This is a genomic window from Rhodoblastus sp., assembly GCF_019449565.1.
Lineage (GTDB): Bacteria > Pseudomonadota > Alphaproteobacteria > Rhizobiales > Beijerinckiaceae > Rhodoblastus.
The window spans coordinates 12,147-37,604 of sequence record NZ_JAGRPM010000072.1 but is presented as its reverse complement, the minus strand read 5'-3'; the positions used below and the strand labels follow the sequence as shown (position 1 = coordinate 37,604).

Below are 25,458 nucleotides of genomic sequence, written 5' to 3'. Positions count from 1 at the left end.
ATGACAGGCCCACGCCGCCCCGATCTATTTCAGGGCAGATCTATTTTACGGAATGAGCCGCAGGATACGGATGAATTCGCCCTTCGCGCGGGCCGGGTCCTTGGCCTCGCGGATCAGCAGCGCCCCGGACGCGGACAGCGCCGAAGTGAGCGACGAATCCTGATCAGGCAGCGGCGTGGCGACGAAGCGGCCCTCGCCGTCGCGGTCCAGACTGGCGCGCACATATTCGCGCCGCGCGCCGCCTGCGGGCAAGGCCGCGCCCGCGAGCGCCGGTTCGCTGCGGTCGGCCCCCGCCAGCGGATCGCCGGAAAGCGCCCGGATCAGCGGCCGCAGGAACAATTCGACGCAAACAAAGGCGGAAGCCGGGTTGCCCGGCAGGCCGACCACCCGCATCGGGCCGATCTTGCCATGGATAAGGGGCTTGCCCGGCTTCATATTGACCTTCCAGAAGCTCAGGTCCATGCCCTCGCGTCCCAGCGCCTCGCGCACGAGGTCGCGATCGCCGACCGAGGCGCCGGCGATGGTGACGAGAATATCGGCGCTCTCGCGCCTCGCCCGCGCGACCGCCGCTTCGATCTCTTCCGTCCGGTCGGGGACGACGCCGAGATCGAACGCCTCGCCGCCCGCCTCGGCGACGAGGCCGAGCACGGCGAAGGCGTTGGACGCCACGATCTGGTCGTTTCCGCGCGGCGCGCCGGGCGCGACCAGCTCGTCGCCCGTCGAGAGCACCGCGACGCGCGGCTTGCGGGCGAGCGGCAGGGTCGCGTGATCGGCGGTGGCGGCAAGGGCGACGTCGGCGGGGCTGAGCCGGCGGCCGCGCCGTAGAAGCGTTTCGCCGGTGTGGAAATCCACGCCTTCCGCGCGGACATTGGCGCCAGCCCTGACGGGCCTTTCAGCTATGAGGCTGTCGCCCTCGCGGCGGGCGTCCTCCTGGATCAGCACGCTGTCGGCCCCCGCCGGCATGGGCGCGCCGGTGAAGATACGCACGGCTTCGCCGGGCCCGCAAAGTCCCGAAAAGCCGCGCCCGGCGACGGATTCGCCGACGATCCGCAAATGGCCGGCTGCGGCGTCAGAGGCGCGCAAGGCATAGCCGTCCATGGCGGACAGCGCCTTCGGTGGCTGCGTCCGTCGCGCCAGGACGTCCTGCGCCAAAGTCGCGCCAAAACAAACTGCGAGGGGAGCGTCGACGACGGCCAGGGGGCCATGCGCCTCGGACAGGATTTCGGCGAGGGCCTCATCGACGGAGAGGATCGGTTTCTTTTCACTCATCGGAGAAACTCAGTCGGCACGGAAATAATCGCCGGATTTTCCGCCGGTCTTTTCAGCCAGCAGGATTCCTTCGATCCGCATGGCGCGGTCGGCGGCCTTGAGCATGTCGTAGATCGTCAGGCAGGCCACGGAAACGGCGGTCAGCGCCTCCATTTCCACGCCGGTTTCGCCAAGCGCCTTGGCGCGCGCCGCGACGCGCAGGCCGGGCAGGGCTTCGTCCGGCGCGATCTCGACTTCGACCTGGGTCAGGTTGATCGGATGGCAGAGCGGGATGAGCTCATGGGTGCGCTTGGCCGCCATGATCCCGGCGATGCGGGCGGTGGCGAAGACGTCGCCTTTCTTGGCTTGCCCGGAGAGGCAGAGCGTAAGGGTCTCGGGCGCCATGACGACGTCGCCGCGTGCGACGGCGTGACGCTCGGTGCGCGCCTTGGCCGAGACATCGACCATATGCGCCTCTCCCGCCGCATTGATATGGGTAAGGCTCGCCTTTGGGGCTGTCATGCCGGCTGGGCGGCGGTGGCGCCGGTGAGCAGGCTGTGCGTCGCTTCGCGCAGATCGGGCTGCCGCATCAAAGATTCCCCGACGAGGAAGACATTGACGCCGGATTTCTGCAGGCGGGCGATGTCGGCATGCGAGCCGATGCCGCTTTCGGCGACGATCAGGCGGTCCTTCGGCGCCCGCGCGGCGAGCTTGACGCTGGTTTCGATCGAAACGCTGAAATCTCGCAGATTACGGTTGTTGATCCCGACGAGCCGGGTTTCCAGCGCCAAAGCGCGGTCGAGTTCGGCTTCGTCATGGGCCTCCACCAGCACGTCCATGTGCAGGTCGTGGGCGGCGGCGTTGAGCGCCTGGGCCTCGCGGTCGTTGACGCAGGCCAGGATGATGAGGATGCAATCCGCCCCGGCGGCGCGCGCCTCATAGACCTGATAGGGGTCGAACAGGAAATCCTTGCGCAAGGCCGGCAGATGGGTCGCGTCGCGCGCGGCGGTGAGATCGTCGAGCTTGCCCTGGAAGGACGGGCCGTCGGTGAGGACGGAAAGACAGGCGGCGCCGCCGGCTTCATAGGCGCGGGCGAGCGCGGGCGGGTCGAAATCGGCGCGGATCAGGCCCTTGGACGGGCTGGCCTTTTTCACCTCCGCGATGAGCGCGGGCAGGCCGGCCTCGACCTTGGCCTCGATCGCGCGCAGGAAGCCGCGCGGCGGGTCGCGGTCATGGGCCTTGCGCTCCAGCGTCGCAAAGGGCACGCGGACCTTGGCTTCGGAGATCTCGGTCCGCTTGTAGGCTTCAATTTTTTTCAAAATGTCCGACATGTTCCGACCTTAGCGTCTATTTCGGCGCCTGTGTACCTGCGCTTGCGCTCTCGTTGGAAATTCTTATCAGATTTTCCAGCGTGGCGCGCGCTTTGCCGCTGTCCAGCGCCGCTTCGGCGAGGGCGAGTCCGGCCTTGAGATCGGCGGCCTTGCCGGCCACCACCAGAGCGGCCGCTGCGTTGAGCGCGGCGATGTCCCGATAGGCGTTTTTCGCGCCGTCCAACACCTCCCGCAGGGCCGCGGCGTTATAGGCGGGATCTCCACCGCGTAATTCGCTGAGTGTAGAGGGCTTTATGCCGACTTCCTCAGGCGTGATCTCAAATTGGCGGAAAGCGCCGTGCTCCAGCGCCAGCACCTTGGTCGGTCCCGTCGTGCTGATCTCGTCGAGCCCATCGGCGCCATGAACGACCCAGACGACCTCTGCGCCGAGGCTTTTCATCGTCTCGGCGATTGGCGCCATCCAGGCTTCGGAATAGACGCCGATCAGCGCCCGGCGCACCCCGGCGGGGTTGGAGAGCGGGCCGAGCAGGTTGAACAAGGTGCGGGCGCCAAGTTCGCGGCGGACCGGCGCGACATGGGCCATGGCCGCGTGATGGGCCTGCGCGGTCATGAAGCCGATCTGCGCCTCGCGCAAGCTGCGCTCGACGATTTCCGGCGCGATGCCGATGCGGACGCCGAGTTCCGACAGCACGTCGCTCGCGCCTGAAAGCGAGGAGGCGGCGCGATTGCCATGCTTGGCGACGGGTACGCCGCAGGCGGCGGTGATGATCGCCGCGAGCGTGGAGATGTTATAGGTCTGTGCGCCGTCGCCGCCGGTGCCGACAATGTCGATCGCGCCTTCGGGCGCGCGAACCTTCAGCATCTTGGCCCGCATGGCCGCAACCGCGCCGGTCATTTCGTCAAGCGTTTCGCCGCGCGCGCGCAAGCCCATGAGAAAGGCGCCGGTCTGGGCCGGCGTGGACTGGCCGGACAGCAGCAGGTCAAAGGCGGCCTCAGCCTCTTCGCGCGTGAGGCGCGCGCCGGAGGCGATCTTGGCGAGGAAGGGCTTGAAGGCTTCCAGGTCAGTCACTTCTTCGGTCACTTCTGGCGTTTGGCCGCGTTCCAGCCTTTGGCCAGATCGAGGAAGTTGCGCAGCAGGGCGTGTCCATGTTCCGAGGCGATGCTCTCGGGGTGGAACTGGACGCCATGGGTGGGGCGGATGAGATGGCTGAGGCCCATGATCAGGCCATCGGCGGTGTGGGCGGTCACGGCGAGTTCGGTCGGCAGCGAGTCGCGGCGCACCACCAGCGAATGATAGCGGGTGGCCTTGAAGGGCGTCGGCAGGCCGTGAAAGACGGCCTCGCCCTCGTGGAAAATATCGGCGATCTTGCCGTGGATCGGAGAAGGCGCGCGGACGACCTCGCCGCCGAAGGCCTCGCCAATGGCCTGATGGCCCAGGCAGACGCCGAAGATCGGGATTTTCGCGCTGGCTTCCCGAATCAGGTCGAGGCAAACGCCCGCTTCATGAGGCGTGCAGGGGCCGGGCGACAGCACGATGCAATCCGGGTCCTCTCCGACGATCTCTTCGGCGCTCGCCTGGTCGTTGCGCAGAACCTTCACATTCGCGCCGAGCGCGCCGAAGTAATGCACCAGGTTGAAGGTGAAGGAGTCGTAATTGTCGATCAGGGTGACGGATGTCATAGCAAACCTCTGCCCGGAAGACCTTTGCCCGGTCCGGGCCTGATGCGCCCTGTATGGAGCGCGAGGCCCGGCGAAGTCAATGCGAGCCTTTAAACGCGGGGTGGGCGGTGTTATATCTTCCATTCAGTTATGTTTCGCCGGCGGTTCAGCCGGTTGAAAGGACATGCAATGGCCGTTCGCCCCCTGATGGAAATCACCGACGCCGCCGCCGCGCGAGTCAAGAAGCTGGTTGAAAACGCCGGCGGCAAGGCCATTGGCCTGCGCGTCGGGGTGAAGAATGGCGGCTGCGCGGGCATGTCCTATGTGGTTGAGTTGGCCGAGGAAGCGCGTCCCGGCGAGTCCGTGGTCGAGGACAAGGGCGCGAAAGTGCTGGTGGAGCCCAAGGCCGTGCTGTTCCTGATCGGCGCGCGCATGGATTTCGTGACGGACAAGCTGTCGGCCACCTTCACCTTCCAGAACCCGAACGAAACCGCCTCCTGCGGCTGCGGCGAATCGGTTTCCCTGACCGCCGCCGCGCCTGAAGTTCTTGAGGAATTCTCGGCCTGAGACAGTGGCTTTTTGTCAGGGCGTTTTTGTCATAAGGTTCCGCTAAAGCTTGGTGAATCGCTTAGCTTTACGGAGCCGCGTATGAGTCTGACCTTCCAGCCATCTATCTTGAGCCCTACGCCCGCAAACGGCCGTTCTGTCAGTTATGCAATCCGCTTCGAGAGCGATCCGGCCCCAGCCTTGACGCGTCTGGCGGAAGGGTTTGACCCCAGCTGGGGCGTCGTCGCCTACGGCGAACCGCTGGCTCTGGCGCTGGGCAAGAAAATTCCGGGCCTGCGCATGTTCCCGGCCATGGCGAGTGGCGCCGGAACCATTCCCTCGAACCAGCACGCCTTGTGGATTTTTTTGCGCGGCGCCAGCCGTGGCGAGATCTTTGACCTGTCGCAGAAGGTCGCGGCCCTGATCGGCGAGAGCTTCGAACTCGCGGACGCCATCGACACCTTCACCTATGCCGGCGGGCGCGACCTCACCGGCTATGAGGACGGCACCGAAAACCCGGGCCCGGACAAACGCACGGGCGTGGCCATAGCCGCTGCGGACAGCCCGACGCCTTTTTCCAGCTTTGTCGCGGTGCAGCGCTGGGCGCACGATCTGGCGCGGTTCAACGCCCATTCGCAAGACCATCGCGACAACGTGATCGGGCGCCGCCTCAAGGACAATGCGGAATTGCCCGATGCTCCCGCCAGCTCCCACGTCAAGCGCACGGCGCAGGAATCCTTCGATCCAGAAGCCTTCATGTGGCGCCGTTCGCAGCCCTGGGCCTCGAACGAGGGGCAGGGGCTGGAATTCATCGCCTATGGCGCTTCGCTCGATCCGTTCGAGCGGATGATGGAGCGCATGGCGGGTCTGGAGGACGGGATCGCGGACGCGCTCTTCACCTTCTCGCGTCCCGTCAATGGCGGCTATTACTGCTGTCCGCCTTTGAAAGGCGGACGCCTCGATCTCTCCCTGCTCGGCCTTTAATCCGCCCGCAGGCTTAGCAAGGCGACGCGGAACGTCGCCCTGAACGGGCCAGCGCGCGTCGCCAGCAGGCGGCGCAGCGCGCCCGTCCGCGCAGACGGCGCGCCTGGCCGCGACTTATGCGCGCCGGCGCTTTTCAGGGCGCGTAGGAAGGCCCGGGCGTCGGGATATGCGGCGGGAAAATCCGATATTTCGATATTCGCGCCGAGGCCCTTGGCGAAATCCTCCGGTGGGAAGTCCCAAAGTCCGTCTTCGATCCCCGCCGAGCGCGTGAAATCGCGCCATTCGAGCAGGCTTCCAGCAACCGGAACGGCGACGCAGAGCAGCCCGGCCGGCGCCAGATGGCCGCGCCAAAGCGCCAGCGCGTCGCGCGGCGCGTCCAGCCAATGCAGCATCATGCTTGATAGAATCAGGTCATAGCGCCCGACACCATCGAGACGCGCCGCATCGCGGCGGATTGTCGCGACATTTGGGAACCTGGCTCGGGGGAATTTGGCTCGCAACCGCGCCAGCATGGCCGGCGCGGCGTCGAGCGCGGTCAGTTTGGCGTGCGGCCATTGCTGCAAGGCCAGTTCGGTCACATGGCCAGTGCCCGCGCCCAGATCCAGAATGGCTTTCGGCACGGAAAACTCACCCGCCGCCCGCGCGACGAGGGCGCGCGCAACCTCGCGCTGGACTTGCGTCATCGCGTCATAGCTTTGCGCCGCGGCGTCGAAGGCCGCGACGATGGAGGCGTTGGCGGGGTCAGAACTCATGAGCGCGCAAAAACTCTCCGATCCGTGCGGCGCAGAAATCCGGCGCCGTCCAGGGCAGGCCATGGCCGCCCGTCGCACTCAAGGCCAGCGCGCCGCCCGATTGCGCGGCCAGATCGCGCGCGGCGGCGGGGGGCGCGAGAAAATCGTCCTCAGCGCCCAGCACGAGACAGGGCCTGCGGTCCAAAGAGGAGGTCGCGTCGAAGCCGCCCAGCAAATCGAGTCCTTCCATCAGGTGCTCCTTTTGCGCCGAGCCGCTCGCCGGCGCAATCCCGAGCGAGCGGCGAAAGGCGTCGGCGCAATCCTGCGGGTCGCGCTCAAGCGACAGGCGCATGGCGCGCAGCGCCGCCGGGCGGACGCAGCCGCGCCCCTGCGCGTCGAGGCAGAAGCGCGCGAAGGAATTGATCGAGACGACGCCCGCCCAATCGCGCTTCTCGCGCAAGCCCCAGAGCAGCCCAGCGGAATGGCCGACCAGAATGTCGCTCTCCTGCAAAGTGGGGATGTCCGCAGCGCCGAAATAGCCGAGATTGACCCGCGCCTGCGCGTATTCGCTGAGCCGGGAAGCCAATGCATCCCAGATTTCCGGCCCCAGCGCCCACCCGTGGACGAAAACCAGCCTCACGCCTCTGCCCCAGCGTAACGCGGAGCAAATTTGGCCAAGGTTGCGGCCAGCGCGTCAATGTCTTCCGGACGATGCGCCGCGCTGAGCGAAATCCGCAGGCGGCTGGAGCCTTGCGGCACCGTCGGCGGCCGGATCGCGCCGACGAGCATGCCCCGTCGCTCCAGTTCCGCCCCAAAGGCCAAAGTCTCGGCCTCGCCGCCAACAATGACGGGGATGATCTGGCTGGCGCTGGCCCCGCAATTCCAGCCCTGGGCCGTGAGCGCCTCACGCAGGCTTTGCGCGCGCGCCAAGAGGTCTTCGCGCTCTCGGGCCATATTCGGGACGAGAGTCAGCGCGGCGTCGATGGCGCCCAGCGCGGCGGGCGGCAGGCCGGTGCTGTAAACCAGCCCGCCGCAACGCTGGATCAGAAATTCCCGGATGTCGGCCGCGCAGGCGAGATAGGAGCCGAAGCCGCCGAGCGCCTTGCCGAAGGTGCCCATCGCGACATCGACCACATCGGCGAAATCTTCGCACAGGCCGAAGCCGCCCGCGCCGAACACGCCGGTCGCATGGGCCTCGTCCACATAGAGCAGGGCGTCGAATTCGCGCGCCAGCGCGCCGATGCGGCCAAGGTCGGCGAGGTCGCCATCCATGCCGAACACGCTTTCGGTGAGGATGACGAGGTAATCGCCCTTGGCGCTGCGGGCGCGCAACAGGCTTTCGAGATGATCGCAATCGTTGTGCTGGAAGCGCATCAGCCGCGCGCCGGAGAGCAGGGCGCCCTGCAGCAGCGAATGATGCGCCAGCCGGTCGGCTAAAATGCTCACCGGGCGTCCGGCGACCTCCTTGTCGGCCAAGGCGGCGACGGCGGTCAGGTTCGTTTGGTAGCCGGCGGCGAGCACGAGGGCGGAGGGCTGGTTCTTGGCGGCGGCGAGGCGGGCTTCCAGCGCGGCGAAGGCCGGGTTCTCGCCAGTCACCAGACGCGAGGCGGCGACGCCGGCGCCATATTTTCGCGCGAAAGAACAAGCAGCCTCGATCAAGGCCGGATGCTGGCTCAGGCCGAGATAATCATTGCTGGCGAAATTGACGAGTTCGCGTCCGCCGCGCCAAATGCGTCCGCCGGGCGCGAGAGTCGCGCCCTGCAACTGGCGCAGGCGGTTCTGCGCGGCGCGGGCTTCGCAATAGGCTCGGTAAATCTCTGTTTTTGCCATTTGCCGCCATTCTGATAAGAGAGCCGCAGGAAAAAGTCACGGGAACGTCATGACGTCCAATCCGCAAAATTCGCAAAAATCCGGACTCGATCGAGACCCTTGCCGCCACGACTGGAAGCAGGACGAGATCGAGGCTTTGTTCGCCTTGCCGCTGCTCGACCTCGTGCATCGCGCGCAAACGGTCCATCGTCAATATCACGACGACACCATCCAGCTTGCCAGCCTGCTCTCGATCAAGACCGGCGGCTGCGCGGAAGACTGCGGCTATTGCCCGCAAAGCGCCCACCACGCCAAAAAGACGGGCCAGGCCAAGGAGACGATGTTCGACGTCGATTACGTCCTCTCGCGCGCCCAAATCGCCAAGGAGGCGGGGGCTTCGCGCTTCTGCATGGGCGCCGCCTGGCGCTCGGTGCGCGACGGCAAGGAATTCGACTCGGTGGTCGATATGGTCAGGGGTGTCCGCGAAATGGGCATGGAGGCCTGCGTCACGCTTGGCATGTTGCAGCCGCATCAGGCCAAGCGCCTCGCCGAGGCTGGCCTGACCGCCTATAACCACAATCTCGACACCAGCCCGGAATTCTATGGCGAGATCATCTCGACCCGCACCTATGAGGACCGGCTTGAGACGCTGAGCCATGTCCGCGCCGCCGGCGTCGAACTTTGCTGCGGCGGCATTATCGGCATGGGCGAGAAGGAATTCGACCGCGCCTCGCTGTTGCGCGTGCTGTCCGAAATGAACCCCCATCCCGAAAGCGTGCCGGTCAATGCGCTGGTCGCCGTGCGCGGAACGCCGATGGAAGGCCGCCCCGCCGTGGACGCCTTCGACATGGTGCGCATGATCGCCGTGGCGCGCATCGTCATGCCGCAATCGCGCGTGCGGCTTTCAGCCGGCCGCGCCGAAATGAGCGCCGAGGCTCAGGCCCTGTGCTTCATGGCCGGCGCCAATTCGATCTTCTATGGCGAAAAGCTGCTGACCACGGCCAATAATGACGCCGAGGCCGACCGCGAGTTGATCGACCGCCTGGGCCTCAAGGTCCAGGAGATCCTGGAGCGTCCGGCTCATTTTGATCTGGAAAGCCAGCCCGGCAGCGTCGAAGAGATCGAAGAAGTCAGGGCGGCGAGCTGATCCTCACGGATCGTGAAAGCCGGCGTCAGATAAACGATGTCGCCGAACGGACGGATCCAGAAACCCTGTTCGGCGAAATTCTGGCGCAAGGCGGCGGAATCGCCCAATGACGCGCATTGCACCACGCCGATCGCGCCTTTGACCCGGACGTCCAGCACGCCCGGGATTTTTTTGCACGGCGCGAGACCTTCGCCGAGCTGCGACTCGATCCGCGCGACCTGCTCCAGCCTTGGCTCGCTCTCGAACAGGTCGAGCGAGGCGTTGGCTGCGGCGCAGGCGAGCGGATTGGCCATGAAGGTCGGTCCATGCATCAGCGCGCGGCTCGCGTCGTCGGACAGGAAGGCCTCATAGACATGGGGGCGGGCAAGGGTGGCCGCCAGCGACACGGCCCCGCCGGTCAAGCCCTTGCCGAGGCACAGAATATCGGGCGTCACGCCGGCCTGTTCGCAGGCGAACAGAGTTCCCGTCCGGCCGAACCCGACGAAGATTTCATCGGCGATCAGCAGGATTTCGTGGCGACGACAGGAGTCCGCGACGCGGCGCAATGTCTCGGGCGCATGGAATTTCATGCCGCCCGCGCCCTGCGCCAAAGGCTCGATCAACACGGCGGCAATATTGTGCTTTTCGCGTGTAAGCAGGGCGTCGAAGGCCTGCTCCGACGTGGCGTCCACCGGCAGTTCGGCCAAGAGTTGTTTCGGCAGATAGTCCTTGAATAGGGCGTGCATCGATTCGTCGGGGTCGCAGACCGACATGCAGGCCATGGTGTCGCCGTGATAGCCGTTGCGGAACGAGACCATGCGGCTGCGGCCGGACTGGCCCTTGTTGAGCCAATATTGCACGGCCATTTTCATCGCCACTTCCACGGCCACCGAGCCGCTGTCGACGAAAAAGACATGGTTCAGATCGCCCGGCGTCTTGGCCGCCAGCCGCTCGGCGAGTTTCAGGGCGGGCTCATGGACGAGGCCGCCGAACATCACATGTGGCATCTTCTCAAGCTGCGCCGTCATCGCCGCCTGAATATGGGGGTGGTTATAGCCGTGACAGGCGGTCCACCAGCTGGCGATGCCGTCGATCAATTCGCGGCCATCCGCGAGACGGATCAGCGACCCTTGGGTTGAGACGGCGGCCAAGGGCTGGCGGGCAGTCTGCATCTGGGTGTAAGGCAGCCAGATATGTTGCAGCAGATCGTTCGGGGGCGGGGATTTGGCCATTTCTTATTTTATCACCTCGACCGGGACCGGAATCGGCAAGACCTATGTCACCACGGCGCTGATCCGGCTGGCGCGGTCCAAAAACATGAAGGTCGCCGCCTTTAAGCCAGTCATCTCGGGCTTCGACAAGCAGGAAATCGCGGCCAGCGACACCGGCGAAATCCTCGCCGCGCTGGGCGAGGCGCCAACGGACGAGGCTCTGGCCAAAATCTCGCCCTGGCGGTTCAAAGCGCCGGTGGCGCCGAACATGGCGGCGCGGGCGGAAGGGCGGACGCTCGACTGCGACGCTCTTTTTTCTTTTTCACGCAATGTGTTGCGGGAAGATGCTGACGTGACGCTAATCGAAGGCGTTGGCGGCGTCATGGTCCCACTCGATGACGAAAAGACCGTGCTGGACTGGATCGTCGCGGCGGGTGCGCCGATCGTTCTGGTCGTCGGCGACTATCTCGGCACTATCAGCCATACGCTGACCGCAGTGGAGGTTTTGCGGGCGAAAGGGGCGGCGATTGCGGCCATCGTCGTCAACGAAGGCCAAGGAAAGGGCGACGTCGCGAGCGTTCCTTTCGCGGAGACGCTCGCGGAAATCGCGCAATGGATCGCGCCCATTCCTGTCGTCGCCATGCGGCGCGGCGGCGACGGCGAGGTTTTGACGCCTTTACTGGATAGATGAAACCAATCCTTGCGGGCGTCGCCCGCAAGGAAATCCTCAATCTACGTCTTCGACCTTGTCGGGGCCGCCGCCGTGGACGCGCTGGGCGAGCGAGGCTTCCATGAAGGGGTCGAGATCGCCGTCCAGGACTTCATCCGGCGTGCCGGAGACGTAGCCAGTGCGCAGGTCCTTGACCATCTGGTAGGGCTGCAGCACGTAAGAGCGGATCTGGTGGCCCCAGCCGATTTCGGACTTGGTGGCGTTGATCTTGTTGGCCTCGGCCTCGCGGCGCTCCAGTTCCTGCTCGTAGAGGCGGGCGCGCAGCATGTTCCAGGCCGTGGCGCGGTTTTTGTGCTGCGACCGCTCCATCTGGCAAGCGACGACGATGCCCGACGGGATATGGGTGATGCGCACCGCGGAATCGGTGGTGTTGATGTGCTGGCCGCCCGCGCCCTGGGCGCGATAGGTGTCGATGCGGCAATCGCTTTCATTGACCTGGATGTCGATCTTGTCGTCGATGACCGGATAGACCCAGGCTGAGGCGAAGCTGGTGTGGCGGCGGGCGTTGGAATCGAAGGGCGAGATGCGCACCAGGCGATGCACGCCGGATTCGGTCTTGGCCCATCCGTGGGCGTTATGGCCCTTGATGAGCAAAGTGGCCGATTTGATGCCGGCCTCGTCGCCCGGGGTTTCTTCGATCAGCTCGACCTTGAACTTGTGGCGCTCGCCCCAGCGCGAATACATGCGCAGCAAGATGCGCGCCCAGTCGCAGCTTTCGGTGCCGCCGGCGCCGGAATGGATTTCGATGAAGGTGTCGTTGGCGTCAGCCTCGCCCGAAAGCAGGGCCTCGACCTGCCTGCGCTCGGCCTCGGCCTTGACGCCTTTCAGCAGCGCAACGCCTTCCTGCGCGGCCTCTTCGTCGCCCTCCATCTCGCCGAGTTCGACGAGCGTGATGGCGTCTTCCAGCTCGCGCTCGAATTTTTCGAGCGAGCCGAGACGGTCTTCGAGCTCCGTGCGCTCGCGCATAAGCTTCTGGGCGACTTCGGCGTCGTTCCAGAAATTCGGGTCTTCGGATTTGGCGTTCAGTTCCGCGAGGCGGCGCGTCGAGGATTCGACGTCAAAGATGCCTCCTCAGCAGCCCGACTGACTGCTTGATCTGCTCGACGAGCGAAACGGCTTCCGCGCGCATGGGTGATTCCTGACGTTAAATTCGGAGGGGCACAGATAAGGGGCGAAGGGCCGCCTGTAAACCTCTTGGCGGCGCTTCGCGGCGCTGGCGGTCAGTAAAGACCGCCCGTGCCGGAGCCGATCTGCTGATCCGTGCCGGGGCCATGGGCCGCCGCCGGCGCGCCGCCGCCATACGAGTCAGACGGTGAGGTGCCGGGCTTGAAGGCTTCCATGATCGAACCGGCGCCGGTCGAGCGCATGCCGGATTTCGCATCGACCGAAATCAGCTTGATGCCCGGCGGCACGCGGAAGGGCGTATCGGGCTTGTTGGCCAGCGCCATCTTCATGAAGTCACGGAAGATCGGCGCGGCATAGAGCGCGGCCTGGGCGGAATCGCCCATCGAGCGCGGCTTGTCATAGCCGAGATAAACGCCCACCGCGAGGTCCGGCGAGAAGCCGACGAACCAGAGGTCCTTGGCGTCATTAGTGGTGCCGGTCTTGCCTGCGAGATGCTTGCCGACCTCCCGGATCGAGACGCCGGTGCCGCGCTGAATCACGCCTTCCATGATCGAAGTGATCTGATAGGCGGTTAGCGGGTCGAGCACCTGTTCGGCATTGTCCACCAGCTTGGGCTCGCTGTCGGCCTCAAATTTCGGCGCCTCGCAGCCCAGGCATTGGCGCTCGTCGTGGCGGTAGATGGTATGGCCCCAGCGGTCCTGGATGCGGTCGATCAGGGTCGGCTTGATGCGCTTGCCGCCATTGGCCAGCATGGAATAGGCCGTAACCATGCGCATCAGCGTCGTCTCGCCCGCGCCGAGCGCCATGGGCAGATAGGTCGCCATGTCGTCGTAAACGCCAAAGCGGCGGGCATATTCGGCGATCAGCGGCATGCCGACGTCGCGGGCGAGGCGCACGGTCATCAGGTTCTTGGAATGCTCGATGCCGTAGCGCAGGGTATGCGGGCCGTAATTGCCGGATTCGAAGTTTTCCGGCCGCCAGACCTCGCCATTGGACTGCACGATTTCGATCGGCTCGTCGAGAATGATCGAGGAGGGCGTATAGCCATTGTCGAGCGCCGCCGAATAGACGAAGGGCTTGAAGGACGACCCCGGCTGGCGCAGCGCCTGCGTCGCGCGGTTGAAGGACGACTGGTCGAAGGAGAATCCGCCAGCCATGGCGAAAACGCGGCCCGTATAGGGGTCCATCGCGACAAGCGCGCCGGAGATTTCCGGAATCTGGCGCAGGCGATACTGGCCGGGCTTGCCTTCGAGCGGTTCGACATAGATGACGTCGCCCGGCGCGAAGGCCTGCCGGAAGCGCTTGCGCAGGAAGCGGGCGCCATCGGCGGTGATCGTTCCCGTCTCGCGGACGCGCGAGGTTTCGCCGGATTTTTCGCGCGGCGGCTGCAGGCCGATGCGCGCGCTCATGTCGTTGACGTCCAGCACCACGGCAAGCCGCCAGGGCGCGACGTCGCCGAGCGCCGGCACCTGGGCCAGAGCCTGGCCCCAGTCGGAACCAATGTCGATCTGTTTCACGGGGCCCCGGAAGCCGTGAGCTTCGTCGAAGCGGATCAGGCCGTCGGCGAGCGCCTTGCGGGCCATCATCTGCATCTTCGGATCGAGCGTGGCGCGCACCGACAGGCCGCCCTCATAGAGCTTCTTGTCGCCATAGCGGTCGTTCAACTCGCGGCGAACCTCCTCGGCGAAATAGCCGGCGGCGATGGAATTGGGCGAGAGCGCGCGCGGATTGACATTCAGGGGCTCGGCCTTGGCGGCGTCGCCGTCCGCGCGCGAGACATAGCCGTTCTCGACCATGCGTTCGATGACGTAATTGCGGCGGGCGATTGCGGCCTCGCGGTTGCGCCAGGGATTGTAATTGTTCGGTCCCTTGGGCAGGCCGGCGAGATAGGCGGTTTCGGCCAGAGTCAGCTCGTGCACCGACTTGTCGAAATAATTGAGCGCGGCTGCGGCGATGCCGTAATTGCCGAGACCGAGATAGATCTCGTTGAGATAGAGTTCGAGGATGCGCTCTTTCGAATAGGTCTGCTCGATGCGCATCGACAGCAGAGCTTCCTTGATCTTGCGGTCGAAGGAGCGCTCGTTGGTGAGCAGGAAGTTCTTGGCCACCTGCTGAGTGATGGTCGAGGCGCCCTGCATGTGCTTGGAGCCCTGTATCAGCACCATCGCCGCGCGGGCCATGCCCTCGGGGTCGATGCCGTGATGGCTGTAGAAATTCTTGTCCTCGGCCGAGATGAAGGCCTGCTTCACTTGGTTCGGAATGGCGTTCGAAGGCAGGAAGAGGCGGCGCTCATGCGAATATTCGGCGAGGATCGACCCGTCGCCGGCGTGAACGCGGGTCATGACCGGCGGCTCGTAATTCTTGAGCTGCGTATAGTCCGGCAGATCCTTGGAATAGATATAGATCAGCCCGCCGACGGCGAGGGCGCCGCCGACGAAGACAATCGCGCCCGTCGCGAAGAGAAAGCCAAGAAACCGGGCGATGAAACGCATCTAATCACCTTTCGCGACGCCGGGGCGGTTGGCCAGCAATTGTCTCGCGGAATCGACCGCTTCCAGCGCGCCTATAGCATCCCCGCATATCGTGGGTCACGCCAAAATTCCCGCTGGTTTCCGGCCTTGGCCGGCGGCGCGTCGGGACGAGTCGCACTTTCGTGTTAGTTGCCCGTGCTTTGTGTCGCTTTGAGGGCGGGTGCGTCGGGCGTTGGGGCCAAGTTCTCAGGCTGGTTCTCAGGTTGGATCTCGGGCTGCTTTTCAGGCTGCCGCTGGGCGAAAAAGGCGTCGATCGCCTTCGCCGCCTGCTCGGTGGCCTTTTCGCGCCAGGCCGGCGACGTCAGGTCGGCGACGTCTTCCTCGTTGGAGAGATAGCCGAGTTCGAGCAGGATGGAAGGTACGTCCGGCGCCTTGAGGACCACGAAGCCGGCCGAGCGGCGCGGATTCTTGTTCAGGCGCGCCGCGACCTTCCAATAATTGGTGAGCGAACGGGCGACGACATGGGAATAGGCCCGGGTCTCGCGCCGCGTCAGTTCGAACAGGATGTCATTAACGTCGCTGGCGTCTTCCTTCGCCTCTTCTCCGGCGGCGGAATCGGCCTTGTTTTCATGTTCGGCGACACGGGCGGCCTCGGCGTCGGAGGCGCGGTCGGAGACGGTATAGACCGTCGCGCCCTGCACCTCGTCGCCGTCCCGGGCGAGCGCGTCGGCATGGACCGAGACGAAAAGCGCTGCGTTGAGATTGCGGGCGATGCGCACACGCTGGCCGAGCGACACGAAACTGTCGTCCTCGCGGGTGAAGACCACCCGATAACTTCCGCGAGCGCGCAATTTGGCGCCGAGCGCCTTGGCGAAATCGAGCACGACATATTTTTCGATGGCGTGTTCGCGGCCCAACGCCCCCGTGTCCACGCCGCCATGGCCGGGGTCGAGCACGATGACGGGCTTTTGCGCGCCGGCCGAGGGGGGCAGGGGCGCGGGAGGCGCGCTTTGGACCGTGGCGCGAGCCTGCTTCTCGGAGCCCGCGCGGGCTGCGGCCTTGAACGCAGCCTCGGAGGCGGGCGCAAGGGTTAAAGTCAGTTCGAAGGCGCCCGGCGATGGCGCGCAGGAGGTTGAAACAATCGACGCCGGTCCGGTCAGATCCACCACGACGCGCGACTTTCCGGGCGCAAGACGGCCGAAACGGTAGGAGGCGATGAGGCCGGCGCCGGCGGCGGGGCCGGGCGTCGCCTTGGCGCTGTCTGTCTCCTTGGCGGACGCCCTGTGTCGATGCTTCTGGGGCTTGGGCGCGGGTTCGGGTAGGCCCTCGCGGGGATCGATCTGGAAATTGACCTCGGGAAGGTCGAGGATCGCGCGGTTCGGGGTCTCCAGCAGATAGGATTCCGCCTGGACGCAGGATTGCAGCGTGAAGGTCAGGCGGCTTTCATGGCCTTGAACCTCGCTACGAACCGCAATGGCGAGGGGTGGCGCGGGTTGGGCGCGCAAACCGGTGAAAGGCGCGAGGGCAAGCAAGGCGGCGAAAGCCGGGATCAGGCCAAGGCGGCGACCTGGCTGACGCCGCGCGGCAAAGCTTGCGTATTTCCGCTCCGGGCGTCCCATTGTCATGATTTTCCGAATGTTTCCGACTTTCAGCACGCTTGGCGAGCCCTTGCCCAACGGCGACGGCGCCACTCACTCACATCATGAAAATGTTAAGAGGCGTTTACCTTGATAAGCACTCGCCGCGCTCTCAGCTGTGGCAATGAGGCAACAGGCGTGGGAAACTTGCCAAAGTGGCGTTCCTTCGTCTAGAAAGAAAGAGGTCCGGTTCGGGCGCGGCGAGATTCGCGCCAAACGAATGGGGAAGGCCCTTCCAGCCTTGGCGCGCCGCTGCAGCAGCGGCATTCATTCGCGCCGACGCGCGGCTTGCGCCACAACCCTTTCGGCAGCCGATCCGGGACATTATTCCGGCGCATTATGACGCCGGAGGCTAGGTGAAGAATTTTGCTAGGGTTCGCAATTGATCTTCGCAGCGGATTTTTAGGCCGCGCGAAGGCTGTCATCGGGAAATTGTTCGGCGCGGCAAAGCGCCGGGACGCTGCGCGTTTCCCTGCGATCCCGTTTTCGCCGGCCTTCGTCGCCACGATCCTCCGGCCGGGCAGCGCCCGCATGGTTTTACGCCGCGTCGTTTCGCGGCCTGTCGCCCATCCACAACTTCGTTCAACCTTCACTCGCAAGGCGCGCCCCGAGCGGCGCGTCGCGGCTTGCGCATTTTCGCCGGACCGGTCCGATCGGGCCGGCGCGTTCGCGGCAGCCGACGCGGCGTTCAGCCGCGCCTTGCCAACAAGAGTTCACAATGGCCAACAAAATGATCATCGACGCCTCCCACCCCGAAGAGACGCGGGTGGTGGTGCTGCGCGGCAATAGGGTCGAGGAGTTCGATTTCGAGTCCGCCTCCAAGAAGCAGCTGCGGGGCAATATCTATCTGGCGAAAGTGACGCGCGTCGAACCGTCGCTTCAAGCCGCTTTCGTTGAATATGGCGGCAATCGCCACGGCTTTCTCGCCTTTTCGGAAATTCACCCCGATTATTACCAGATTCCGCATTCGGATCGGGCCGCCCTGCTTGAAGAAGAGAGCCGCGCCCACCGAGAGGAAGACGACGAGGATTCCAGCCGTCGCCGCAGCCGCCGTAATCGGCGTGGATCCGAGCGCCGCCGCCCCAGCGACGACGAGCGGGTGACCGGCGAGATTTCCAACGAAAGCGAACAGGCCGCGCTCGACGCCGAGACGAATGGCCAGTCCGAGGAAGTCTATTCGGTTGACGAAAACGCGGTCGCGCAGACCGAAACCGCCGAATTGTCGCCGACTGAAGAATTTGCGCCCGCGCCGGTCGAAGCAGTTAGCGCGGAAACGGACTCCGCCGCCGAAGCTCCCGTCGAGCCCCTGGCGGAGGCTGAGCCGCAGCCGCATGCCGAGCGGCATGAGCTGGCCAGCGATCCCGAAGGCTTCGCCATTGTCGAGGAAGACGCCGCCGAAGAGCCGCAGGCCGTCCAAGGCGCGGCGGAAGCGAGCGAAGAGCGTTCCGAAACCGAGGCGCCGGCTTTCGCTCAGCACGAGGGCGACGCGCCGGATCATGACCATTCGCAGGATTCGTCCGCCGAATATGCTGCGGAAGATGACGAAGCGCGCGCCAGCGATTTCCTGAACCGCGAGCAGGAAAGCGACCGCGCCGCCCCCGATCATGACGGGGAAAATGCCGAGAACGAGAACGGCGAGCAGGACGAAGAAGAGATCGTCGAGCAGCTCGGCGGCGACGCCATGGACGAGACGCCCTATCGGGCGCCGCGCATGCGCCGCCAGTACAAGATTCAGGAAGTCATCAAGCGCCGCCAGGTGCTGCTCATCCAGGTCGTCAAGGAAGAGCGCGGCAACAAGGGCGCCGCCCTCACCACTTATCTTTCGCTCGCCGGCCGCTATTCGGTGCTGATGCCCAACACCGCGCGCGGCGGCGGCATTTCGCGCAAGATCACGGAAGCGAATGATCGCAAGCGTCTCAAGGAAATCGCCCAGGACCTGGAAGTTCCGGAAGGCATGGGCGTCATCCTGCGCACGGCGGGCGCTTCGCGCACCAAGCAGGAAATCCAGCGCGACTTCGAATATCTGATGCGCATGTGGGAGCAGGTGCGGGCGTTGACCTTGTCGTCCAGCGCGCCGGCCCTGGTCTATGAGGAAGGCTCGCTGATCAAGCGCGCCATCCGGGACCTGTACAGCAAGGAAATCGACGAGGTCGTCGTCGCAGGCGACGCCGGCTATCGCGAGGCGCGCGACTTCATGCGCCTGCTGATGCCGAGTCATGTCAAAAATGTCCAATGCTACCGCGATCCGCAGCCTGTTTTCGCCAAATGGGGCGCGGAGGCCCAGCTCGACGCCCTGTTCCACAATCAGGTCACGTTGAAATCCGGCGGCTATCTGGTCATCAACCAGACCGAAGCCCTCGTCGCCATCGACGTGAACTCGGGCCGCTCGACGCGCGAGCACAATATCGAAGACACCGCGCTGCGCACCAATCTTGAAGCGGCGGACGAAGTCGCGCGGCAGCTGCGCTTGCGCGATCTCGCTGGATTGATCGTGGTCGATTTCATCGACATGGAAGAGGGCCGCAACAATCGCGCGGTCGAGCGCCGCATCAAGGAGGCGCTCAAGGACGATCGCGCCCGCATCCAGGTCGGCCGCATCTCGCATTTCGGCCTGCTCGAAATGTCGCGCCAGCGCATCCGCACGGGCGTGCTCGAAGGGTCGTCCGTGGTCTGCCCGCATTGCGCCGGCGTCGGCACGGTGCGTTCGACCGCCTCGGTCGCCGTCCATGTCATGCGTGTGCTCGAGGACGCGCTGATCAAGAGCGCCTCGCACGACATCATCCTGCGCACCCGCACCGATATCGCGCTTTACATCCTCAACCAGAAGCGGTCTCTGCTGCGCCTGATCGAAGAGCGTTTCGGCGTTTCGGTCATTGTCATGGCCGACGACTCGCTCACCGGCGGCGCGTATCATGCGCTTGAGCGCGGCGAACCCGCCGCGGGCCCGTCCGATCCGCTGCGCCGGTTCGATCCGCGCCGTCCGGTGGAAGACATCGAGCCGATCGGCGAAGCAGAGCTTGAAGTCGAATTCGAGGAGGAGGCCGAGATCGAGGCCGCCGACGTCGCCGAAGGCGAGACCGCCGAGGAGCGCGCCGACAGCGAAAGCCGTCGCCGCCGGCGTCGTCGTCGTGGGCGGGGCCGCAATTTCGAGCGCGATGGCGCGGGCGTTGACGCCAGCGCGCCGCAACCTTCCGATGAAGGTTTGGAAACCGTCGCGGAGATCAGCGGCGACCTCATGGCTCCTGTCGGCGAAGACGAGAGCGATGAGGAGGGCGCGCGGGAGGGCCCGGAGGGCCGTCGTCGCGGTCGCGGCAACTGGCGCCGCCGTAATCGCAGCCGGTCCGGTGGCGAAACCCTGGAAAACGCCGGCGATTGGCGGCCGTCCGAGGAAGCCGGAGCTGAAACGGCGGAAGGCGGCGACGCCTTGATCGAGACGCTGTCGGAAGACGCGCAATTCGCGCCGCTGCCGGTTTGGTCGGCCGGTTCGGAAACCGTCGCGACGGAGACCGAGGTCGAGACGGAGAGGCTGGAGATCGGCGAAATCCCGCCCGTTCCCGAACTTGTTCAGCCTTCGCCTGTCCAGCGGGCTCCCGTTCAGGAATCCTACGTCCAATCGGCCAATGGTCATGAAGCGAAAGCTGAAGCTGTGGCCGAGCCTGCGCCCACTGAGACGGCGCCGGCCGAGCCTGCGCCTGTCGAGGCTTTGTCGCCTGCGCCGGAGCTGGCGCCTGCGCCGCATCAGCCGGACTTGCCAGTGATCACCGAGGCCGATCCGAACCAGCCCAAGCGTTCTGGCTGGTGGGCTCGCGCCAAGGCCAATCTGACCGGCCACTGAGAGCGGAAATGAATTTGAGAAAGGCCGCGTCGAAAGATGCGGCCTTTTTTTATTCGCTCCGACGGTTGAGCGATTTGACCGCGAGCTCGGTGCGGCTGCGGGCGTTGGACTTTTCCATGATGCGGCTGACGTAATTCTTGACCGTGCCTTCGGCGAGTTTGAGCGTCGAGGCGATCGCCCTGTTGCCCTTGCCTTCGACGATCAGCTGGAGGATGTCCTTTTCGCGCTCGGTCAGCGCCTCCTCGGGGGCGCAATAGGGCACACCGTCGCCGCGCGCCGCATGGCAGATGCGCCGGAACTCGTCGATCAGCCTGCGCGTGAGGGCAGGCGCGAGACGCGACTGGCCAAGCGCAACGGCGCGGATCGTATCGAGGATTTCACTGTCGGCGGCGTCATGGGGCAGATAGGCCTGCGCGCCGGCGCAGATGAAATCGAACATATGATCGTCGTCGCCGGGACCGGCCCGGACAATCACCTGCGCGTCTGGGCGCTCGCGCAGGATCCGCCGCACCGCCGCGCCCGCGCCATCGAGCGCCGGCGCCTCATGGTCCAGCAAGACGATGTGTGGCGCGTCACGCTGCGCGCGGTCGCCGGGTGGCCGGATGACTTCAAATCCAGGGGTTCCGTCGATTATGGACGCGAAGGAGCGCCGAGCGGGCGTCTCGTTTTCGGCAATGAAAATCCGAATTGGCTTTTCCGGTGGCAATGAAACACTCCCGCCGTAAAACACGGCGCGACGACTGAACGGGATCGCCTTGGGCGGAAACTAAAGACGTTCAATTCCGAAATGCTTCATCGGATGTGACGTCTATATCGTAAAAAAGTTTCATCGCCGCGGGCAATTGACTTCTGGAGTCACCCGCAAGAGACTTCGACCTGACGGCGACGCGACCCCAATGCGCGCGAATTAGCTCGGGGGCCGAAAAGGACTGAACAGAAGGCGCTGGGGCGTTGTCGGATCAGGCCGAAGTTATTGCAGGAAAAATTCTAACGAATTTCTTTTCAATTTGCAATTTGCTTTAAAATCAACATGTTATGAGCAGTTTCTCGCCGATGTTGCTTGCTGGCGATGAATGTAAGAGTCCACACTGAGTCGGAATAACGCGCGAAAACTGGCGGTAGCGCCGTTAACACTTGTGGCGAAACTGTAAAACGGGGCCGGGCATGGCGGCTTGCGCGGGCCATTCACGCCCGCGCAAGCTTCCTGTGGCGCTCAGGCCATGTCGTGGTCCTGATCGTTACGCTGCGCCTCGACGACAGCCACGGCGGTCATGTTGGCGATGCCGCGCGCGGTGATCGAGGGGGTCAGAATATGCGCCGGCCGCGCCGAGCCGAGCAGGATCGGCCCGACCGGCAGCGCATCGGTCATCATCTTGGTCATCTGATAGGCGATATTGGCCGAGGACAGATCGGGCATGATCAGCACATTGGCCTCGCCCTTGAGCCTTGAGCCGGGCAGGACGAGATTGCGGACGTCTTGAGAAAGCGCGGAGTCGGCCGCCATTTCTCCGTCGACCTCGAGTTCGGGCGCATTCTGGCGAATGATCTCCACAGCTTCTCGCATTTTCGCCGCAACAGGTGAGAAATTGTCCGAGCCGAAGTCGGAATGGGACAGCAAAGCGATCTTGGGCTTGAGGCCGAAACGGCGCACATGGACGGCGCAGAGCAGCGCGGTTTCAGCGATTTCCGCTGCGGTCGGGTCGCGCCGGACATGGGTGTCGGCCATGAAGAACGCGCCCTTGCTGCTGATCAGAAGGCTCATCGAGGAATATTCGGAGACGCCCGGCGCGACGCCGACAATGTCGCGCAAATAGGCGAGCCGCGAGCCGAACCGGCCTTCGAGGCCGCAAAGCAAAGCGTCGGCCTCGCCGCGCGCCAGCGCGAGGGCGCCGATGACCGTGGCGTTGGTGCGCACCAGGGTCCGCGCCGTATTGGGATTGATGCCGCGGCGTCCGGCGATCGACAGCAGGGTCGCCACGTAATCATTGTAGCGCGGGTCGTCCTGCGGATCGACCAGCGTGAAATCGCGATCGACGGCGATGGAAAGGCCGAACGCCTTGATGCGCTTTTCGACCACCGCGCGGCGGCCGATCAGGATCGGCTGGGCGATGCCTTCCTCGACCACGGACTGGACGGCGCGCAGCACGCGCTCGTCCTCGCCCTCGGAATAGACCACGCGCTTGGGCGCGGCCTTGGCCGCCAGCATCAGCGGCTTCATGATGAAGCCCGAGCGATAGACCGTGCGCTCCAGCTTTTCCTGATAGGCGACGAAATCCTCGATGGGCTTCTTCGCGACGCCGCTCTCCATCGCCGCGCGGGCCACGGCTGGCGCGATGCGCAGGATCAGGCGAGGGTCGAAAGGCGAGGGGATCAACGAATCCTTGCCATAGACCGGCGCGACGCCGCCATAGGCGCGGGCCACCACGTCCGACGGCGTCTCGCGCGCCAAAGCCGAAATGGCCTCGACGACGGCGAGCTTCATCGCCTCGTTGATCGTGGTGGCGTGAACATCCAGCGCGCCCCGGAAGATATAGGGGAAGCAGAGGACGTTATTGACCTGGTTGGGATAATCCGAGCGACCCGTGCACAGCATGGCGTCGGGGCGGGCGGCCAGAGCGTCCTCGGGCAGGATTTCGGGATAGGGATTGGCCAGAGCGAGGATGAGCGGCGTCGGCGCCATGGTCTTGACCATTTCCGGCTTCAGCACGCCGCCAGCGGACAGCCCGAGGAAGACGTCGGCGTCCGGAATGATGTCCGCGAGGGTGCGGGCGGAAGTGTCCTGCGCGAAGGTCTCCTTGAGCGGGTCCATCAGCTTGTTGCGGCCCTTATAGACCACGCCTTCGATGTCCGAGACATAGATGTTCTGGCGGCGGGCGCCGAGCGCGACCAGCAGCTCCAGGCAGGCCAGCGCAGCCGCGCCAGCGCCTGACGCCACGATCTTGGCTTCAGAAATCTTCTTGCCGGCGAGATTGAGTCCATTCCGCACGGCGGCGCCGACGATGATCGCGGTGCCATGCTGGTCGTCATGGAAGACCGGGATCGACATTCTTTCGCGCAGGCGGCGTTCGACTTCGAAGCACTCGGGCGCCTTGATATCCTCGAGATTGATGCCGCCGAAGGTCGGCTCCATCGACGCGATGGCGTCCACCAGCTTGTCGACGTCAAGCTCCGCGATCTCGATGTCGAACACGTCAATGCCGGCGAATTTCTTGAACAGGACCGCCTTGCCCTCCATGACTGGCTTGGCGGCGAGCGGGCCGATGTCGCCCAGGCCGAGCACGGCGGTGCCATTGGTGATGACGGCGACGAGGTTCTGGCGGATGGTATAATCGGCGGCCTTGCCGGGATCGGCGGCGATTTCGAGGCAGGGGGCGGCGACGCCGGGCGAATAGGCCAGCGCAAGGTCGCGCTGGTTGCCGAGCGGCTTGGTGGCGCGGATCTCCATTTTGCCGGGGCGCGGATGGGCGTGATAGATGAGAGCGCCCGATTGCAGATCAGACGAGATGCGTTCAGTCATTGCGGACCCCCTACGGTCGTGAACCGTCGTGTCGCGCGATTGAGCTGCGCGATTCGCGTCGGCGTTTCCTTCAACTCAAGCTAAACGTCCCGCTCGCGCGGGGCAGTCCCATCGAGAGGGACGCCTCAGAGCCTGGTTCCGGAAGCGGGTTTGGCGGGAGCGGACGGGCCGGGCGCGCTCGTGACATCCAGGCGATTCAAAAAGGCGGCCAAGTCTTCGATATGAGCGAAATCGTCGAGTTTCAAGGGCGAATCCTTGCCCTTGATCCGAAGTGTCAAGGTTTTCGGATCGCTGATGAATTTGTCCATCGCATGGGCGGCGACCGCGATCACCGGGGCGCCGGAAAACAGCAGCGGCGCCTGCGAAACAATCGCCCGCCATTCGGCCTTGACGGCCTCCGGCGGCTTGCGCTGGCTGATCGAGACAAAAGCGACGACCTTGTCGAACAGCCCGGCGTTGCTCACATCGATTTGCGCCCAGTCGACGAAGGCGTCGCGCGCGGCTTTTTCCCGGACATCCTTCTCTCCAGTGAAAAACACCTTCGGCACCCCCGAAAACTGGGCGCTGAAGGCGATCCGTCCGGCGTTCTTGATGTCGAGGCCGTAGGTTTTCAGCCGATAGATTTTCGCCGCCGGGTCATAGGCGCCGGAGTAAAGGAACTCGCCCGAAAGTTCGGGATAGCCGAAGGCCGCGAGCGACTCGCCGCCCTTGGATTTCGGCGGCATTTTCAAGGTGATCCCGGTCAGGCTCGCCGCGCCTTCGAGCGGTGCGCCATCGGGATCGAAGCTCTGCTCGATGGTCGCGGGTCCGGCGTGGAGCAGAACCCGGTTGCCGCCCGGCGCGCCGGCGGGCGTGCCCTTGTCCACGGCGGAAAGATCGCCGCTCTCAAGGACCAGACGCGAGAAGCGGAAGGCCGCGACGCCGGGGTCGCCCGCGCGAAGCGCCGCCGCGAGGCCGGGCATGGAAATATGCTCGATCCGCAGCGCGCCGAGCCGAACGCTCGTGTCTCCGCTGTCGTCCGGCAGGACGCCGTCCGCCGAGGCGAAGGACAGGCCTTGCGCGCCGCCATGTACGATGGAGTCGGCCACGATGTTGTGGAGCGTGAAATGATCGCCGCTCTCGGTCAGGATTTCGGCCTCGGGGATGGTGACGTGGCTGGCCTGCATCCGCTCCAGCATCGCGCCGAGATCCTCGCGCGACAGCGCGCCGGTGAAGAGGCTGGTCGCTTCCGCCTGGGACAGGTTGCTGTCCTTGATCGTGATGTTCCGGAAGGTGATCTTGCTCGTGGGCCCTTTCGCCAGCACGGCCTCGGCGATCGCGACGTCCTCGGCCCAGGCTGGCGCGACGGCGAAAGTCCCGGCGACCAGGACCAGGGCGGCGCGTAACGAAAAGGACATGGAGAACCTCCGGGAGGGCAGCTTCGGCGGATTCGCGCCGCTTGCCAAGCAAGACTTTCCAATCAGAACCCGCCAATCAGAGCCCGCCAATCAGGCTTTGC

Annotated in this window: 19 protein-coding genes and 1 pseudogene; 5 read left to right on the top strand and 15 right to left on the bottom strand. The window is 65.0% G+C overall.

Annotated features, from left to right (window positions below):
• Positions 1–45: 45 nt before the first annotated feature.
• The 5 genes from glp to QZ409_RS16465 are packed head-to-tail and all read right to left on the bottom strand — an operon-like array spanning position 46 to position 4,259.
• Complete coding sequence (glp, locus tag QZ409_RS16485; RefSeq protein WP_296713465.1) at positions 46–1,269, bottom strand: gephyrin-like molybdotransferase Glp; 1,224 nt, start codon at positions 1,267–1,269, stop codon at positions 46–48.
• A gap of 9 nt (positions 1,270–1,278) precedes the next feature.
• Positions 1,279–1,770 (bottom strand): cyclic pyranopterin monophosphate synthase MoaC, encoded by a 492-nt coding sequence (moaC, locus tag QZ409_RS16480; RefSeq protein WP_296713463.1) that lies wholly within the window; start codon positions 1,768–1,770, stop codon positions 1,279–1,281.
• Positions 1,767–2,579, bottom strand: a complete 813-nt coding sequence (gene trpC, locus QZ409_RS16475) for an indole-3-glycerol phosphate synthase TrpC (protein WP_296713461.1) — start codon at positions 2,577–2,579, stop codon at positions 1,767–1,769. The genes moaC and trpC overlap by 4 nt, the downstream gene beginning before the upstream one ends.
• A gap of 16 nt (positions 2,580–2,595) precedes the next feature.
• On the bottom strand, positions 2,596–3,639 hold the full coding sequence (trpD, locus tag QZ409_RS16470) for an anthranilate phosphoribosyltransferase (RefSeq protein ID WP_296713515.1): 1,044 nt from the start codon (positions 3,637–3,639) through the stop codon (positions 2,596–2,598).
• A 17-nt stretch (positions 3,640–3,656) separates the two neighbouring features.
• Positions 3,657–4,259 carry an aminodeoxychorismate/anthranilate synthase component II gene (locus QZ409_RS16465; protein ID WP_296713459.1) on the bottom strand — a complete coding sequence of 201 codons (603 nt, stop codon included), beginning with the start codon at positions 4,257–4,259 and terminating at the stop codon, positions 3,657–3,659.
• Positions 4,260–4,427: 168 nt separating this feature from the next.
• Between QZ409_RS16465 and QZ409_RS16460 the strand changes: the two genes are divergently transcribed.
• Entirely contained in the window at positions 4,428–4,805 is a 378-nt protein-coding gene (locus QZ409_RS16460; RefSeq protein ID WP_296713457.1) for an iron-sulfur cluster assembly accessory protein, read from the top strand.
• A 180-nt stretch (positions 4,806–4,985) separates the two neighbouring features.
• Positions 4,986–5,768, top strand: a complete 783-nt coding sequence (locus QZ409_RS16455) for a Dyp-type peroxidase (RefSeq protein ID WP_296713455.1) — start codon at positions 4,986–4,988, stop codon at positions 5,766–5,768.
• Here the strand turns inward: QZ409_RS16455 and QZ409_RS16450 are convergent.
• Genes QZ409_RS16450 through QZ409_RS16440 form a run of 3 tightly spaced genes read right to left on the bottom strand, consistent with a single transcriptional unit; the run spans position 5,765 to position 8,329 of the window.
• Positions 5,765–6,520 carry a methyltransferase gene (locus QZ409_RS16450; RefSeq protein ID WP_296713453.1) on the bottom strand — a complete coding sequence of 252 codons (756 nt, stop codon included), beginning with the start codon at positions 6,518–6,520 and terminating at the stop codon, positions 5,765–5,767. The two genes, QZ409_RS16455 and QZ409_RS16450, sit on opposite strands and share 4 nt — an antisense overlap.
• Positions 6,510–7,139, bottom strand: a complete 630-nt coding sequence (locus QZ409_RS16445) for an alpha/beta hydrolase (RefSeq protein WP_296713451.1) — start codon at positions 7,137–7,139, stop codon at positions 6,510–6,512. Before QZ409_RS16445 ends, QZ409_RS16450 begins: the two co-directional genes overlap by 11 nt.
• Positions 7,136–8,329, bottom strand: coding sequence for an 8-amino-7-oxononanoate synthase (locus tag QZ409_RS16440; protein WP_296713449.1), 1,194 nt, complete (start codon positions 8,327–8,329; stop codon positions 7,136–7,138). Before QZ409_RS16440 ends, QZ409_RS16445 begins: the two co-directional genes overlap by 4 nt.
• A gap of 49 nt (positions 8,330–8,378) precedes the next feature.
• Between QZ409_RS16440 and bioB the strand changes: the two are divergent.
• Positions 8,379–9,371 (top strand): annotated as a pseudogene (gene bioB / locus QZ409_RS16435) (biotin synthase BioB); the annotation flags it as partial.
• Between the two features lie 17 nt (positions 9,372–9,388).
• Here the strand turns inward: bioB and QZ409_RS16430 are convergent.
• Positions 9,389–10,666 carry an adenosylmethionine--8-amino-7-oxononanoate transaminase gene (locus tag QZ409_RS16430; protein ID WP_296713446.1) on the bottom strand — a complete coding sequence of 426 codons (1,278 nt, stop codon included), beginning with the start codon at positions 10,664–10,666 and terminating at the stop codon, positions 9,389–9,391.
• Between QZ409_RS16430 and bioD the strand changes: the two genes are divergently transcribed.
• Entirely contained in the window at positions 10,659–11,336 is a 678-nt protein-coding gene (gene bioD / locus QZ409_RS16425) for a dethiobiotin synthase (protein ID WP_296713443.1), read from the top strand. The genes QZ409_RS16430 and bioD overlap by 8 nt on opposite strands.
• A gap of 36 nt (positions 11,337–11,372) precedes the next feature.
• Here bioD and prfB read toward each other — a convergent pair.
• From prfB to QZ409_RS16410, 3 genes are all read right to left on the bottom strand, one after another.
• Positions 11,373–12,504 (bottom strand): peptide chain release factor 2 gene (gene prfB / locus QZ409_RS16420; protein ID WP_296713442.1). Its coding sequence is split into 2 segments (ribosomal slippage): positions 11,373–12,434 and positions 12,436–12,504, totalling 1,131 coding nucleotides; the frame shifts between segments, so codons are not numbered across the junction.
• Positions 12,505–12,595: 91 nt separating this feature from the next.
• Positions 12,596–14,992, bottom strand: a complete 2,397-nt coding sequence (locus QZ409_RS16415) for a penicillin-binding protein 1A (protein WP_296713439.1) — start codon at positions 14,990–14,992, stop codon at positions 12,596–12,598.
• A gap of 164 nt (positions 14,993–15,156) precedes the next feature.
• Entirely contained in the window at positions 15,157–16,596 is a 1,440-nt protein-coding gene (locus QZ409_RS16410) for an N-acetylmuramoyl-L-alanine amidase (RefSeq protein ID WP_296713437.1), read from the bottom strand.
• A 730-nt stretch (positions 16,597–17,326) separates the two neighbouring features.
• Here QZ409_RS16410 and QZ409_RS16405 point away from each other — a divergent pair.
• The gene (locus tag QZ409_RS16405; RefSeq protein ID WP_296713434.1) at positions 17,327–20,443 is read left to right on the top strand and encodes an Rne/Rng family ribonuclease; all 3,117 of its coding nucleotides are present in this window, start codon (positions 17,327–17,329) and stop codon (positions 20,441–20,443) included.
• A 49-nt stretch (positions 20,444–20,492) separates the two neighbouring features.
• Here QZ409_RS16405 and QZ409_RS16400 read toward each other — a convergent pair whose 3' ends face one another.
• The 3 genes from QZ409_RS16400 to QZ409_RS16390 all read right to left on the bottom strand — a co-directional run bounded on the left by QZ409_RS16400 (position 20,493) and on the right by QZ409_RS16390 (position 25,357).
• Entirely contained in the window at positions 20,493–21,149 is a 657-nt protein-coding gene (locus QZ409_RS16400) for a response regulator transcription factor (protein WP_296713432.1), read from the bottom strand.
• Between the two features lie 507 nt (positions 21,150–21,656).
• Positions 21,657–23,960, bottom strand: coding sequence for an NADP-dependent malic enzyme (locus QZ409_RS16395; protein ID WP_296713430.1), 2,304 nt, complete (start codon positions 23,958–23,960; stop codon positions 21,657–21,659).
• A 125-nt stretch (positions 23,961–24,085) separates the two neighbouring features.
• Complete coding sequence (locus tag QZ409_RS16390) at positions 24,086–25,357, bottom strand: hypothetical protein (RefSeq protein ID WP_296713428.1); 1,272 nt, start codon at positions 25,355–25,357, stop codon at positions 24,086–24,088.
• Positions 25,358–25,458: the final 101 nt, after the last annotated feature.